The 14,323-nt window shown below is 69.9% G+C and carries 15 protein-coding genes; 11 read left to right on the top strand and 4 right to left on the bottom strand.

The window, feature by feature from the left end; all coding sequences use genetic code 11:
* The first annotated feature begins 906 nt into the window (after positions 1–906).
* The 6 genes from E6A21_RS13980 to E6A21_RS14005 all read left to right on the top strand — a co-directional run bounded on the left by E6A21_RS13980 (position 907) and on the right by E6A21_RS14005 (position 7,859).
* Complete coding sequence (locus E6A21_RS13980) at positions 907–3,417, top strand: beta-glucosidase family protein (RefSeq protein WP_138444770.1); 2,511 nt, start codon at positions 907–909, stop codon at positions 3,415–3,417.
* Between the two features lie 114 nt (positions 3,418–3,531).
* Positions 3,532–4,809, top strand: coding sequence for an MFS transporter (locus tag E6A21_RS13985; protein ID WP_138444771.1), 1,278 nt, complete (start codon positions 3,532–3,534; stop codon positions 4,807–4,809).
* A gap of 153 nt (positions 4,810–4,962) precedes the next feature.
* The gene (locus E6A21_RS13990) at positions 4,963–5,580 is read left to right on the top strand and encodes a TetR/AcrR family transcriptional regulator (RefSeq protein WP_138444772.1); all 618 of its coding nucleotides are present in this window, start codon (positions 4,963–4,965) and stop codon (positions 5,578–5,580) included.
* Positions 5,581–5,655: 75 nt separating this feature from the next.
* Positions 5,656–6,159: a DUF456 domain-containing protein gene (locus E6A21_RS13995; RefSeq protein WP_138444773.1), complete on the top strand. Its 504-nt coding sequence runs from the start codon at positions 5,656–5,658 to the stop codon at positions 6,157–6,159.
* A 23-nt stretch (positions 6,160–6,182) separates the two neighbouring features.
* Positions 6,183–7,100: a hypothetical protein gene (locus tag E6A21_RS14000; RefSeq protein ID WP_138444774.1), complete on the top strand. Its 918-nt coding sequence runs from the start codon at positions 6,183–6,185 to the stop codon at positions 7,098–7,100.
* Positions 7,101–7,397: 297 nt separating this feature from the next.
* Entirely contained in the window at positions 7,398–7,859 is a 462-nt protein-coding gene (locus E6A21_RS14005) for an Lrp/AsnC family transcriptional regulator (protein WP_171041414.1), read from the top strand.
* A 19-nt stretch (positions 7,860–7,878) separates the two neighbouring features.
* Here E6A21_RS14005 and E6A21_RS14010 read toward each other — a convergent pair whose 3' ends face one another.
* Positions 7,879–8,349, bottom strand: a complete 471-nt coding sequence (locus E6A21_RS14010; protein WP_138444776.1) for a hypothetical protein — start codon at positions 8,347–8,349, stop codon at positions 7,879–7,881.
* Positions 8,350–8,573: 224 nt separating this feature from the next.
* Here E6A21_RS14010 and E6A21_RS14015 point away from each other — a divergent pair, with 224 nt between their 5' ends.
* Both E6A21_RS14015 and E6A21_RS14020 read left to right on the top strand, forming a co-directional pair.
* Positions 8,574–9,599: an LLM class flavin-dependent oxidoreductase gene (locus E6A21_RS14015; protein WP_246036521.1), complete on the top strand. Its 1,026-nt coding sequence runs from the start codon at positions 8,574–8,576 to the stop codon at positions 9,597–9,599.
* A 47-nt stretch (positions 9,600–9,646) separates the two neighbouring features.
* Positions 9,647–9,895, top strand: coding sequence for a hypothetical protein (locus tag E6A21_RS14020; RefSeq protein WP_138444778.1), 249 nt, complete (start codon positions 9,647–9,649; stop codon positions 9,893–9,895).
* A gap of 48 nt (positions 9,896–9,943) precedes the next feature.
* Here E6A21_RS14020 and E6A21_RS14025 read toward each other — a convergent pair whose 3' ends face one another.
* From E6A21_RS14025 to E6A21_RS14035, 3 genes are read right to left on the bottom strand one after another with little or no spacing between them, the layout of a single operon-like run.
* The gene (locus E6A21_RS14025) at positions 9,944–10,573 is read right to left on the bottom strand and encodes a hypothetical protein (RefSeq protein ID WP_138444779.1); all 630 of its coding nucleotides are present in this window, start codon (positions 10,571–10,573) and stop codon (positions 9,944–9,946) included.
* Positions 10,573–11,154 (bottom strand): TerD family protein, encoded by a 582-nt coding sequence (locus tag E6A21_RS14030; RefSeq protein ID WP_138444780.1) that lies wholly within the window; start codon positions 11,152–11,154, stop codon positions 10,573–10,575. The genes E6A21_RS14025 and E6A21_RS14030 overlap by 1 nt, the downstream gene beginning before the upstream one ends.
* Positions 11,154–11,672: a hypothetical protein gene (locus tag E6A21_RS14035; RefSeq protein WP_138444781.1), complete on the bottom strand. Its 519-nt coding sequence runs from the start codon at positions 11,670–11,672 to the stop codon at positions 11,154–11,156. The genes E6A21_RS14030 and E6A21_RS14035 overlap by 1 nt, the downstream gene beginning before the upstream one ends.
* Before the next feature lie 95 nt (positions 11,673–11,767).
* Here E6A21_RS14035 and E6A21_RS14040 point away from each other — a divergent pair, with 95 nt between their 5' ends.
* From E6A21_RS14040 to E6A21_RS14050, 3 genes are read left to right on the top strand one after another with little or no spacing between them, the layout of a single operon-like run.
* Entirely contained in the window at positions 11,768–12,205 is a 438-nt protein-coding gene (locus E6A21_RS14040) for a MarR family winged helix-turn-helix transcriptional regulator (protein ID WP_138444782.1), read from the top strand.
* 49 nt (positions 12,206–12,254) lie between these two features.
* Entirely contained in the window at positions 12,255–12,839 is a 585-nt protein-coding gene (locus E6A21_RS14045) for an isochorismatase family protein (RefSeq protein WP_138444783.1), read from the top strand.
* A complete protein-coding gene (locus tag E6A21_RS14050; RefSeq protein ID WP_212745945.1) occupies positions 12,836–14,275 on the top strand; it encodes an MFS transporter in 1,440 nt (479 codons plus the stop codon). The genes E6A21_RS14045 and E6A21_RS14050 overlap by 4 nt, the downstream gene beginning before the upstream one ends.
* Positions 14,276–14,323 lie beyond the last annotated feature (48 nt).

Genomic DNA, 14,323 nt, shown 5'->3' on the forward strand with positions numbered 1-14,323 from the left:
CGACGAAACCAGTAGCGCTCAGGCATGAAGAACCAGAAGAGGAACACGACGGCTAGGAGCATGAGGCTGAATGGACCTGGCTGAGGACCTGATTCCCCAGTGAGAAGCCAAAGCAGCCATTGAGCCGACCAGAGGCCTCCGACAAAGGCGACGTAGGTAAATGCCCTGCCCGCGATCGTTCGGGGTGTTTTCGCGTCGCGGAGGTGGATAGTCACGATGCGCTCCTTTACCTCCCCTGGGCATCGCGGGCGACCGAGAAGGCCCTGCCTTTGATCGCCTTCACGAAGGCGCGAGCCTGCTCGTCCGTGAGAAGGGCCGCTAGCCCTTCTATTCCCCCGGCTTCTGGCGAACCGGCTTGAGCCGTAAGGAAAGAGGTGAACTCGGGGCTGCCCTTCAGGGTTTTCAATCGACGATTGAATCCTGAGGGGTCATCCCGATTTGCGTCTTGGATGATCTGTTTGATCGGTCGGCCCTCAGGGGCATCGAGTGACTCTTGATCCACAGCCGGGCTGGTGGCAATGCTCGCGCGAGCCACGGTAGTGCTGGTAACAGACCGAATTGCAGATGGCTCAAAGATAAAAGGCACCTTTGGGCCTACGTGGTGGGTTACCGCCGGCTCTGCGTGGGCACGGCACGACACGTGCCCCTCACCTCGGTTCGTCAGCCTCGGGAGGAGATCGGGGCAATGGCGGTGCGAATCATCGAAGAAGAACGCCTCGAGGGAAAGGAACAGCGTCATATCCGCCTCTACCCCGAGCTCGTCATCAGGGCTTCCTCCTGAGGTGAGCGCGGGTGTCCTTGAGCGACTGCGACGAAGCCGGTCGACAAGGCCGGCTTGCCGGTTGTGACCGGCGTCATATCCTAGCTTGGACGAGCAGGTGAGACCCGCGACCGAAAGGCCTTCCCATGACCGACCTCATTGACGAGCGCGAGTCCGAGAACCAGCCCGGCGAGGAAGCCCTCCGGGAGCGCGTGAGCCGCCTGAGCCTCGAGGAGAAGGTCCGCCTCCTCACGGGAAGCTCGTTCTGGTCCATCGAGGCGGAGCCGAAGGTCGGGTTCCGCCGCTTCGTCGTCTCGGATGGACCCGTCGGCGTCCGCGGCGAGACCTGGGACGACCGTGACTGGTCTGCCAACGGGCCCTCGCCCACCGCCATCGCGGCCACGTGGGACCCCGAACTCGTCAGCCGGATCGGCCACGCGATGGGAGCCGAGGCCCGCCGGAAGGGCGTCGACGTCATCCTCGCCCCGACCGTGAACCTGCACCGGACCCCCGTCGGCGGGCGCCACTTCGAGTGCTACTCGGAGGATCCCGTGCTGACGGGGGCAATTGGTGCGGCCTGGGTACGCGGCGTGCAAGCCCAGGGCGTGGGAACGTGCGTCAAGCACTTCGTCGCAAACGACCAGGAGACCGAGCGCATGGGCGTCGACAACGTCGTCGACGAGCGCACTCTCCGCGAGCTCTACCTCGCGCCGTTCGAGGGCATCGAGCGCGAGGCGAAGCCGTGGTCGTACATGGCCGCCTACAACAAGGTCAACGGAACCCCGATGACGGAGTCCCCTCTCCTCGACGAGGTCCTGAAGGGCGAATGGGGCTCGGACGCCGTCGTCATCTCCGACTGGTTCGCCGCCCGCTCGACCGTCGAATCCGCGAACGCCGGCCTCGACCTCGTAATGCCGGGCCCGGACTCGCCCTGGGGGCAGGCCCTTGTCGACGCCGTGCGCGGTGGCGAGGTCGAGGAGTCGAAGATCGACGAGAAGCTCGTCCGCCTCCTGCGCCTCGCCTCGCGGACGGGTGCGCTCGAGGGCTTCGAAGCCCGCGAGGCCGAGCCCGTCGCCGAGGAGCAGATGGACGCGCTCCTCCGCGAAGCGGCAGCGGCCGGCTTTGTGCTCGTGAAGAACGAAAGCGCCGCGGCGGACCGCCCGGGCCGTGACCCCGTCCTCCCGCTTTCCGGCGTGAGCTCGCTCGCCGTCATCGGACCCAACGCGGTGCGCGGCCGGATCGCCGGCGGCGGCTCGGCTTCCGTCATGCCGAAGCACGTCGTCCATCCCGCCGAGGCGCTGGCCGCGGCCCTGCCGGGCGCCACCGTGCGGACGGCCCGCGGCGCCCGGTCCACCGATCGCGTCGGCATCCTCGAGGGGGCCGAGGCCCAGCTCCCCGACGGCTCGGGGAACGGGATGCTCGTCGAGTTCCTCGACGCCGACGGGGCCGTACTGGGAAGCGAGCAGCGGCGCATCGGGCAATTCGTGTGGATGGGCGACTTCGCTCCCGGCATCCCCGCGGACCGGGTAGCCGCGGTGCGGACGACGACGCGCGTCACCGCCGCGGCCTCCGGCACCCACCGGTTGGGCGCGTCCGGGGTCGGTCACATCACCGTCGCCCTCGACGGGGAGGTTGTCGCCGACGAGGAGGTGCGGCTCCGCGAGGGCGCCGACATCGTCGAGGGCCTCATGCTGCCACCGCAGCTCCTCGCCGAGCGCGGCCTCGAGGAGGGTGAGTCCGTCCTCCTGACGACGACGTTCTCCGCCGTCCCGGATCCCGCCACCGGCGCGCACTTCTGGGCCACCCTCGTCAACGCGGATGGCCCCCACGGGACGGACGACGAGGAGATCGCCGCCGCCGTCGAGCTCGCGCGCTCCTCGGATGCCGCCGTCGTCGTCGTCGGTACGACCGAGGAGGTCGAGTCCGAGGGCTACGACCGTGAGTCCCTGGCCCTCCCCGGGCGGCAGGACGAGCTCGTAGAGGCCGTCCTCGAGGCGAATCCGAACACGGTCGTCGTTGTCAACGCGGGTGCGCCCGTCCTGATGCCGTGGCTGGGGAAGGCGAAGGCCGTGCTTCTCGTGTGGTTCCCGGGCCAGCAGATGGGGACCGCGCTCGCGGACGTCCTGACAGGCGCCGTCGAACCTGGCGGCCACGTGCCCACGACGTGGCCCGCCCCAGACGGCGTCGTGCAGCCCGAGAACATCCCGGTGGACGGCACCGTTCGCTACGACGAGGGCCTGAACATCGGCTACAAGGCCTACCTCGAGCACGGGATCGAACCCGCTGTGCCCTTCGGCCACGGCCTCGGCTACACGTCCTGGGCCCTCTCGGAGGCAGAGGTGTCGGGAGACGGAGAGGCAGTGAGCGTGACCGTCGCGAACACGGGCGACCGCACCGGCGCACACGTCGTCCAGGTCTACGTCTCGCGGCCGGACTCCGCCGTGGAACGCCCCGCTGCGTGGCTCGCCGCGTTCGCAAAGGTGACGCTCGGGGCGGGTGAGACGCGGCGCCTCGAGATCCCTCTCCCGCGGCGGGCCTTCGAGCACTGGGACACCGATGCCCACGACTGGGCCGTCGAGCCGGGCGAATTCGTCGTCGAGGCAGGGCCGTCCATCGCCGAGCGGACCCGAGCGGGGGTCGTGGAGCGCGGACGCTAGGGGTCACGGCTGACGCACCGAGGTGCTGGGGCGGGAACCGCGGCATTCTCGGATTACCCTGAGTCCGGATGCCGCCTCCCGCCCGAGGGGGCCACGATCGCCCGGGAGCCACGCATGAGTGCAGACGCCTCGCCCCAGCCTGTTCCCCAGTCCGCGCTCGCCGAGCCCGTCCAGCGCGTCGGCCCGCTCTGGATCACGGGCCTCGTGCTCGTCAACGTCGGGGTCAACGCCGCGTTCTTCGGCCCCATCCAGGTCCTCCTCGGGCTGCAGGCGCAGGCCTTCGACGCGAGCCAGAAGGAAGCAATCCTCGCGCTCGTCACGGGCGCCGGTGCGGCCGTCTCGCTCGTGGCAAACCCGCTCTTCGGTGCGTTCTCAGACCGCACATGGAGCCGCTTCGGCCGGCGTCGCCCGTGGGTCTTCATGGGCGCGCTTCTCGGGGCCATCGCCCTCGTGGCCCTCGCGGGGGCGCCCAACGTCGCTGCGGCAACAGCCCTGTGGTGCCTTGTCCAGGCGGGCTGCAACGGCGCCTACGCCGCGGTCACGGCGGCCATCCCGGACCGGGCGCCCGTCGAGCAGCGCGGCATCGTCGGCGGCCTTGCCGCGATGGGCCAGACGGCGGGGATCCTCCTCGGCGCGGTGATCGCCGCCGTCGTCTCCGGGAGCTTCGCCCTCGGCTACGTGATCTGCGGCGTCGCACTCATAGCGGGGGTCGTCCTCTACCTCACGACGGCGGCCGACGATCCCCTTCCGCGTGCAGCGGTTCCCCCCTTCTCCCTGGGCCGCTTCTTCGCGTCATTCTGGGTCAGCCCCGCACGGTACCCAGACTTCGGGTGGGCCTGGCTCACCCGCCTCCTGGTGAACGTGGGCAACCACATGGTGACGCTCTATCTCCTCTTCTTCCTCGGCGACGCGGTGCGGCTCAAGCAGACGCAGGGCATCGAGCCGGCGACCGGCGTCCTGATCCTCACCGGCCTCTACGCCGTGTTCGTCATCATCACGAGCGTCATCGGCGGGAAGCTCTCCGACCGGCTGGGCCGGCGCAAGCCGCTTGTCATCGGGTCGTCGGTCATCATCGCCATCGCGTCCCTCACGATCGGCTTCTTCCCCGTGTGGCCCGGGGCGATCGTGGGTGCGTGCGTGCTCGGAATCGGCTTCGGCACGTATCTCGCGGTCGACTTCGCGCTCATCACCCAAGTCCTCCCGACGGCCCGCGACCGAGGCAAGGATCTCGGCGTCATCAACATCGCCAACTCGCTCCCGCAGGTCATTGCGCCCCTCATTGCCTACCCGTTCGTCACCTACTGGGGCGGGTACATTTCGCTCTACGTGGCCGCGGCCGTGATCGGGCTGCTGGGGGCCGTGTTCGTGACCCGCATCCGCAGCGTGGACTGACGGGCTCGGCGCAGACCAGACGGCCCGGAGGGCCTCGCCTTCAGGCCGATCGGGCTCGCGCGCTATAGTTGATGAGACCCATCGCGCCACGAGCCAGGGCGCAGCCATGGGTTCGGACCGTGCCGGACAACCGCCGGAAAGAGGCTTCTGCGAGTGCTCGAACTGCCCAAGGACCTGGTGTCGATGGAGGCTCCACCGACCACACCTCGCCTGGCCGAGCGTTACAGCAGACTGCTCGAAGCCGCTGCCGAGTTCGCCCGTCTCGAATATCCAGAGGTGGAGGTGTCCGCGGTCGCCACCCGTGCCGGTGTCTCACTCAGCACGGCCTACCGCTACTTCCCGTCGAGCGCCCATCTCCTGCTCGCGCTGCACCGCCGCCAGCTCCTCGAACTCCGCGAACGCGTCGAGGTCCGGGCCAAGAACGCGCGAGGCCGCGGGCCCGAGGAGCGTTCGAGGCAGCTCGCGGGCGCAGCCATCGAGCTGCTCCAGATGCGGCTCTCGCAGCCGGCGGTCAACAGCTGCCTCGACGAGCTCGTCGTTCCCGCGGACCACGAGCTCGCCCGCATGATCGGCGAGGTCGACGAGCTCTCGTGGTCCGTCCTCGGCCGTCTCGGGGGTGGGGCCGCGCGGGGCAGGAGCATCGTCCTCATGGTGTCCGGGCTCGTCTCGGGAATCCGCACGGGCCGCCTCCTGCCCTACGAGGCGGAGCAGCAGCTCAAGGATGCGTGCGCCCTCCTCGAGTCGAGGCCGTCCGCCGCGCGGCTCGCCTGATCGCGCCTGGGCTCGAGCCGCAGGCTGCGCCCGAGTCTTCGCTGCGGGATCGGGCTCCCGCTAGGCTGGGGTCCCGTGGATGGACCCGCTCTCGCAGCCCTACTGACCGGTCTCGCCCTCGCCGTCGCGGTGGTCGGAACCATCGTGCCGGTCCTTCCCGGAAGCGTGCTGGGGATCCTCGCGCTCCTCGAGTGGGCCCTGTTCGGCCGCTCCGGCTCGGCCGGGTGGATCGTCTTCGCCATCGGCACCGTGCTGTTCGCGGCCGGAATGGCGGCGTCCTACGTCATCACAGGCCGGAAGCTCGCCGCCCGGCAGGTCCCGAACAGCTCGATCCTCGCGGCGGCGGTCGTGGGCGTCGTGGGGATGTTCGTCGTGCCGGTGCTCGGCCTGTTCATCGGCTTCGCCGTGGGGCTCCTCGGGAGCGAATGGGTGCGGACCCGGGACTTCCGGTCCGCGTCGTCGTCCTCGCTCGCGGCCCTGAAGGCCCTCGGCATAGGCCACCTTGTGGAGTTCGCCTGCGCGGCCACGGCTGTCACGATCTGGGTGATTGCCGCTTGGGTCTACTTCTCGTCGCGGTGAGCACCTTCGTTAGCATGGAGGCCATGGCTTCCAGCGAGGTGGACCGCCTGCATTCGTTTCACGACCAGCGTGTCCTCACGCCCTTCCGCGGCGTGAGGGTGTCCACGCCTGTCCACGGGGTCCTGGACCGTTTCTCCCGGCGGCCGGGCAGCCCCCGCCTGAGGAGGTTCCCTCCCAAGACCGAGCGGGCCGTGTTCGACGCCGTCTTCCGCTCCCAGGAGCCCGAGCGGCTCGTGGTCCTGGCCCACTCGCATGCCGGGTGGTCGGGGCTCTGCTACGTCATGGCAGGGCTGCTCGCGTACCGGGAGCATCAGCACGCGCAGGCGGCTGAACTCCTCCAGCGCGGACTCGCGGGCGAGAACGAGCACGCCGCGGCGCAGTTCGCCGCCGACTACCTCGGCGCCTGGTCGCAGTGGGTCGAGCTGTCTGAGGGCGTGAGCGTCGAGGTGCTGTTCAGCGAGGAGGCGGTGTGCCTCGCGCTCGCCCACAGCCTCCGCGAGATCGGCCACCCGGCTGACGCCCTCGGTGCCCTGGCCCCGCTTCCGCCCTCTCTGCCGACCTCGCTCGCGGCCGCCCGGCTCGCCGAGATCCTCGGCCGGCCCGCGGACGTCATCTCATGGACCGAGGGGCTCACGAATCGCGACGACCTCGCCGCCGCCCTCCTCCTGCTGAGGGCAAGGGCTCTCCGTTCCCTCGGCCGCCGGGCGGACGCCCAGGATGCGGTGCGAGAGGTGACGCGCCGCCGTCGTACGTCGGTCCTGCTGCGCCAAGCGGCCCTGACCGAGCGAGCCCTGCTGCTCGTCGGCCTCGGGCGCCGCTCCCCGCTGCGGAAGATGCACGGCGGCGGGCGGCTCCCCGACACGAAGCGGACGCGGGACGAGGAGGTGCGCGAGCTCTGGCTCCGCGACTTCGAGCGGCTCGCGGGGGAGCGCCCGGAATAGCAGCAGCGCCTCCGCAGACGCCGAGGGCCCCTGATCCGACCGCATCGTGCGGTCAGGTCAGGGGCCCTCAGCTGTGTGAACAAGAAGCTGCGAATGCGGCCGGGCCGGTGGGTGCCCGTTGGTCCGGCTCCCTGACGGTGGTGTGCGGCGGGGCCGTAGCCTGGCTCAGCGGTCTCGTGAACCGTCGAGCGGATTGCCAGCATTCCAGCAGTTGAGGAGCACTCCGTGCAATAGTCTCGGGATAGACTGGTCGATCTGACCAATGTCGATGTCCTCGTTGTAGGAGAAGTGATCAGATTGCCGCAGATCGATGCGACCGACCGGAGGATCCTGCTCGCGCTCGACGCCGACCCCCGCATGCCGATCATGGTCCTGGCCCAGCGCCTCGGACTGGCGCGGGGCACGGTTCAGGCCCGGCTCGAGCGCATGACGACGAGCGGCGCCCTCCGCCCGCACAGCACGCGGGTCGATGCGACCGCGCTCGGCCGCGGCGTCTCCGCAGAGGTCGCGGCCGAGCTCGACCAGAGCCACCTCGACGAGGCGATTGCGGCACTGCGCGAGATCCCCGAGGTCCTCGAATGCCTCGCCCCTGCGGGCGACACGGATCTCCTGATCCGCGTCGTCGCGACGAGTCCCGATGATCTGTACCGCGTCTCGGAGGAGATCCGCCTGTGCCCCGGGATCACCAGGACTTCGACCCGGATGATCCTTCGTACCGTCATCCCGTACCGGACGACGGCGCTCCTCGCCGAGGGCTGAGCGGCTGGCAGGCTCGGCGTCAGCCAGCCTTGACGAGGGGCTGGGTACCTGTGCGGGGCGGGGTGCGGTCCGAGAAGGCGAGCGTGAGGCCGCCCTTCTCCGCGACAGCCTTTGCGCGGGCCGCGGGCGACATCTCGGCCTCCGTCGAGGCTGCCCGGCGCATGCGCTCGGCCTCCTCGGCCTTGGCGGCAGCCGCTGCGTGCTCAGCCTGCTGCCGCGAGGCCGCGAGGATCGCGTCCGCCTTGGCGAGCACGGCGTTCCGAACGTGCGCCGGCGTGGTGTCCTCGACCGCCGTCGTCTGCTCGGGCCGGTACACGAACAGGCGCGAGCCGAGCTTGACGAGGGAGATGAAAGTCTGCGCAACCCCCGCGACGAGCATGGTTCCGACGAGCGAGACGAAGATGATGAGCAGCATGAGGCCCCCGATCATGAGCGTGCCGCCATACACGAGGTTTGCCACAACGGTTCCGTCGTCCACGCTGTCTCCCATCCCCAGAGAAGTGTGCAAGGAAAGCCCTGAGTGCCGACCGCGCCCCGGGACAAGATCCATTGTTGCGTACCCCGTCAGGTGGTTTTCAACGGTATGACTGGGATGTTGTGGAAAAGCAATGGAGCCGTTATCCAACGTGACATATGTCTCGCAGGGGAAGTGAAGCCGACCACATTTCCAGTCGAGAGGGGAACAAGACCCGCGGTCCCGCGGTTGCCCAGACTGTGACTGCGCTTTCCGTCCTCGACCTCGCCCCCATCGTCCAAGGCTCCTCCGTCGCGGATGCCCTCTCGAACGCCACGCTCTTCGCGAAGGCCATCGAGGAGGCCGGCTACGAGCGGCTCTGGTACGCGGAGCACCACAATACCGAGGCGCTCGCCTCGAATGCGACGGCCCTGCTCATCGCGAACGCGGCGGCGAACACGCAGACCCTTCGGATCGGCTCGGGCGGGATCATGCTCCCGAACCATTCGCCCCTCGCTGTCGCGGAGGCCTTCGGCACGCTCGCAAACCTCTACGGTCCGCGCATCGACCTCGGACTCGGCCGGGCGCCGGGCACGGATCCGCGGACTGCCGCGATCCTCCGGCGGGGCGCGAGGGACGACGACGAACAGCACTTCGCGCGGAGCATCCAGCTGCTCGCGTGGTACTTCGGGGAACAGGAGGACGATGCCGAGTCCGTCCAGCTCTCCTTCGGCGTGCACGCGGAGGTCGCGCGCAACACCCACGTCCCGCTGTGGGTCCTGGGCAGCTCGACGGCCGGTGCGGCGATCGCGGGCCAGCTCGGCCTCCCCTACGCGGCGGCCAGCCACTTCGCGCCGTTCCAGCTGAGCGAGGCGATCTGGACGTACCGCCAGATGTTCAACCCTTCGGCTCCTACCGCCCAGATCGAGGAGCCCTACGTCATGGCGGGCGCCAACCTCATGGTCGCCCCCACCCACGAAGAGGCCGAATACCTGTTCACGTCGCACCAGCAGATGTTCCTCGGGATCCGCCGCGGCGAGCGCGGGCCCATCAGGCCGCCGGTCCGCGAAATGGACTGGGCGCCCCACGAGCAGCAGATGGCCGAGTCCGCCCTGCGCGTCTCCGCCGTCGGTACCCCCGCCGAGGCGGCCGAGTTCCTCAGGACCTTCGCGGCCTCGTATGGTGTGGACGAGATCATCCTGACGGGCTATTCTCACGACCCCCGCGTGCGTGAGCGGAGCTTCCGCCTTCTCGCCGAGGAGTGGGGAATGGTCCCCGCAGCCTGACCGCTCGGCGTCTTGCGCGGGCCGGACGGCGGCGGTTACCACTAGGGATGCGCGATGAGCAGCTCGCCGTCCCTGCCTACCGGACCATCATGGCCCGCCTCCGGGACCTGCAGCAGCGGGGTTCGCCCCAGCAGCGGGTCGAGGCCGAGATGTGGCAGCCCATCGCGGCGAACCACCGTCCCTCGGGCCAGTACACGGGCCAGCCGTGCAGCAAGTGCGGGGATCCCTGGCCTTGCCTGGCGATCCGCGAGATGGTCGCCGGAGGGTTTGTTCCTCCGATGCGGGCGGAGACCTAGCCCGCTGCGGGTGTGCCGAGGGTTCTGGGCCGGAGGGATTGCGTCGCGTCAGCGACGCCGCACGAGCCCTATCGTCATCGTGAACCCGAACTCGCGCCAGATCTCCCCGTCGTCCCATTCCCCGGGCACCGACTCGGCGCGCAGCTCGAGGACCGAGCCGATCCGCAGGAGCGTCAGCACCGTGCGCTGGCCCTGGGCGAGGGAACCGGCGACGGCGGCAGTCGAGCCGTCGTACGTCTGCACTGCGAGCGCCCCGGAGCCAGCGATGAAGAGCGCCCGCCGCAGCTCCCGCACGTGCCGCAGCGCGACGACAGCGTCCCGGTTCACGTAGCCCACAAGCGGGCGGCCTCCAGCGGTCTGGAGGATCGTCCCGATCTGCTCCCGGTGCACGCTCTGGGCGCCCGTGACGCGCATGTTGTCCTCCCACGCCGTGCCGCGCGACCCCGTGACGAAGAGCGAGCCGATCGCCGACTGCCTCGGGTTCAGTCGGACGACGGCGTCCCTTTCCGTGAGCTGAGGCAGGACGCCGAACCCTGGGGCCGGGTAGAGCCGCGGTTCGGGGGGCATCGAGGCAAAGCCCGCGCCGCCCGCGCGGGGGAGGGTCAGGCCGTCGTCGTGCTGGCCTGGGGGGAGGCGGCGGGTGAGGTACGGGAAGTCGAGGGGGTGCTGTTCGGGCATCACACATCCAGCCCGAACTCGGCGCCGACTCCCGCGAGCCCGTTCTCGTACGTGCGGCCGAGGGCGCGGAACGCCCAGCCGTCCTCGTAGCGGTACAGCTCGCCGCACACCACGGCCTGAGCCTCCTCGGGGTTTGCCGGAGAGGCATCGAAGCGCACGAGCTCCGAGCCGTCCGGACGCACGACGCGCAGGTGCAGCCCCTCGACGCGGGCGAAGGAGCCGCTTCCCCGGACCTCCGGGTCGATGTAGGTGACGAACGCGATGCGGGCGACGTCGGGTGGCACCTGGGAGAAGTCGACGTCCACCTGCTCGGCATCGGCCGGGCGTCCGGCCGCCGCGGCCCCGGAATCGGGGGCGGCGAAAGCGACGCCGGGCGACGCCGTCGTGAGCTGGTTGAAGAACACGAGGTGCTCGGGAGTCAGGGCCCGCCCGTCGTCGCCGCAGAGGATGGCGAGCGGCACCGGCTCCGGCTGCGGTCCCATCGCCGACTCGACCGTCCAGCCCATGGCCACCATGACCCCGGTCAGAGCCGGGTCCTGACCCGTGAGCGCTACGCTCTCCCCGGCCCCCAGCGTTCCCATCAGTGCGCCTCCTTCGCCCCGGGGTGGATGCGGACGCCGTCGACGTCGAACCTGTCCCGCAGGAAGCGGCCGTGGGCGCTCAGCTCCGCGATTGCGCCGGTGCGCACCTGGTGGTCGAGGTCGAGGGCGGTCGCGTAGAGGATGTCGAGCTGTTCGAGGAGCTTCTCCGTCTCGGGGCTCGTGTCTGTCTGCGTCTCGGGCGGGAGGGCTCGGTAGACGCGGAGCGACGTCGGCAGGTAGTCCGAGGCGATCGCGTCGAGGAGAACGCGCTGCTCGGTGGAGGCGCCATGCTCCGCGACGTAGGCGAGGAGGAGGCGCAGGACGTCGTCGATCTGGCGCATGTGCGACGTCGCAAGCGGGGGCAGGAGGGAGCCCGCCCGCCGGATCGAGCTGCGCAGCTCGGCGAGCGCCTCGCGAGTCCGCTCGAGCTCCTGGGCCTGCGTCATGGGGAGGTCATCGTCGAGGGCGCGCTCTGGTTCCCGCCCGTTGCCGAAAAGCGAGCCGAAGAACTTCGCCATGGACTCACGATAGCCTCTCGGCCTGAGTAGTGGCCGTGCCCCAAGACCTGAAGGCAAACTGTGAAGGTTGCCTTCACTTGTGCTTGAATGGAGGGGTGGGAGACGCAGCAGCTGCAGCACAGGTGGCGGTGGATCTGCGCGGAGTGCTCGGCCGGCTCAACCGGCGGCTCCGCCAGCAGGCCGACGTGGGCGACCTCACGCGTTCCCAGCTCAACGTCATCTCCCACCTCGAACGCAAGGGGCCCACGACCGTGAGCGACCTCGCCCGCGCCGAAGGGATGCGCCCCCAGTCGATGGGGGCTACCGTCGCCGCCCTCGAGGACGCAGGTTTCCTACGCCGAGACCCCCACCCCGCCGACCGCCGCAAGACGGCCATCTCGCTCACCGACTCCGCCCGCGAGCAGATCGCCGCGAGCCGCCTGGTCCGCCAGGACTGGCTGCAGCGCGCGTTGAGCCGCGAGCTCACGGACGAGGAGCTCGAGCAAGTCCACAGAGCCGTCGGACTGCTCTCGCGGATAGTGGGCAACCTCTGAATGGCCGACCTCAAGAAGTCAGTTCAAACCCAGCCCGAAGGAGTCCCGCGTGACCATCTCTACCCTCGATGCCCAGACTGCCCTCGTCGTCATCGACCTCCAGAACGGGATCGTCAACAGCCCACAGCCCCCCGCGGACGGCGCGAGTGCCCCTCAGACCGCCGACGTCGTCTCACGCTCGAAGGCGCTCGCTGCCGCGTTCCGCGCCCAGGGCCTGCCCGTCGTCCTCGTGAACGTCGCGGGCTCCCCGGCGGGCCGCAACGAAACACCGCGCCGACTTCCAGCCGACATCCCCGCCGAGTTCTTCGCCCTGGTCGACGGGCTGGCCGAGTCCGAGGACGACATCCTCGTGACGAAGCGCAGCCTCGGCGCGTTCGCCACGACTGACCTCCACGACCGACTCCGCGAGCGAGGCGTGACCCAGCTCGTGTTCACGGGCATCTCCACGAGCGTCGGGGTCGAGTCGAGCGCGCGCCACGCATACGACCTCGGCTACAACGTGGCGTTCGCGGTCGACGCCATGACGGACCGGAGCGCGGCCGCGCACGAGAACTCCGTCAGCACCGTCTTCCCGCGGCTCGGCGAGTCCGGAACCACCGAGGAGATCCTCGGCCTCCTCGCCGACCGGAAGTGACATCCCGAGGCGGCACAGCGAAGGGCGCTGAAGCGAAGGGCGCTGAAGCGAAGGGCGCGACAGCGGATTCCGCAACGGAGGGGAAGGCCTTCGGCTTCCGCTACCTCGGACCGCTCCTGCTCGGATCGACGCTCAACCCGATCAACAGCTCAATGATCGCAACCGGACTGATCGGGATCGGAAGCGAGTTCCGCCTCGGGCCGGGCCAGACGGCGTCGCTCATCTCGGTGCTGTACCTGTTCAGCTCCGTCATGCAGCCCACCATGGGCAAGCTCGCGGGCCTGCTGGGGCCGCGGCGCGTGTTCGTGTCCGGGATCGTGATCCTGCTCGTCGCGGGCCTCGTCGGGGCGCTCGCGCCGTCGTTCGGGTTCCTGCTCGTCTCGCGTGCCCTCATCGGCATCGGCACATCCGCGGCTTATCCCACGGCGATGGCGCTCGTCCGTGCAAGGGCCGACGCCCGCGGCATCGGCGTCCCCAGCCGCGTGCTCGGGGCCTTCTCGATCGCCGCGCAGGTGACGATCGTCGTCGGCCTCCCGCTCGGCGGCATCCTTGTCAGCACGCTCGGGTGGCGTGCCCTGTTCAGCGTGAACATCCCGCTGGCACTCGTGACGCTCGCCGCGACCCTCACAGGTGTCGAGCGCGACGCCGAGCGGCCCCGGGCGTCCCTCAAGGCACTCGTCCATGCGCTCGACCTCCCCGGGATCGCGCTCTTCGGCGGCGCCGTCGTAGCGCTCCTGACGTTCCTCTCGGGGCTCGACAGCCCGCAGTGGTGGCTCGCCACCGTCGCCCTCGCTGTGGCGGCCGCATTCATCTGGCGCGAGCGCCACGCCTCGAGCCCGCTCATCGACGTCCGCGCGCTCGCGAGCAACGGGCCGCTCCAGCGGACGTACTCGCGGCAGCTCCTCGTGGGGCTCGGGATCTACGCGTGCATGTACGGGATGAGCCAGTGGATGGAGGAAGGGCGCGGCCTGGACGCCGCGGCCGTCGGCGCGATCATGATCCCGCTCTCCCTCGTGAGCATCGTGGTCGCGCGGCTCGTGTCGCTCCGGGGCTGGGTCCGCGTGCCGCTGATCCTCGCAGGCGCAGCCCTCGTGGCCACGGCCGCCATGATGGGGACGGCGAACGTCGGGACTTCCGTGGTGCTGCTCGTCGTCATGACGAGCCTCCTCGGCCTCACGAACGGCTTCTCGGGCTTCGCGAACCAGACGGCGCTCTATGTGCAGTCGCCGTCCGAGGGGATCGCGGTCGCGGCCGGCCTGTACCGGACGTTCTCCTACATGGGCGCGATCTTCTCGTCGAGCCTCATCGGCCTCGTGTTCGGGGCACGCGCGACCGAGCCCGGCTTCCACGCGCTCGCGTGGGTCCTCATGGGCATCGGAACGGCCGTGCTCGTCATGACGCTCGTGGACCGCAAGATCCCCCGCACGGCCAACTGACCGGGCTCCCGGGGTGCCGGTGAGCCCCGGGGACCCCACCGCTGGAGG

It is taken from the genome of Sinomonas susongensis (genome assembly GCF_005877005.1).
Classification (GTDB): Bacteria; Actinomycetota; Actinomycetes; order Actinomycetales; family Micrococcaceae; genus Sinomonas; species Sinomonas susongensis.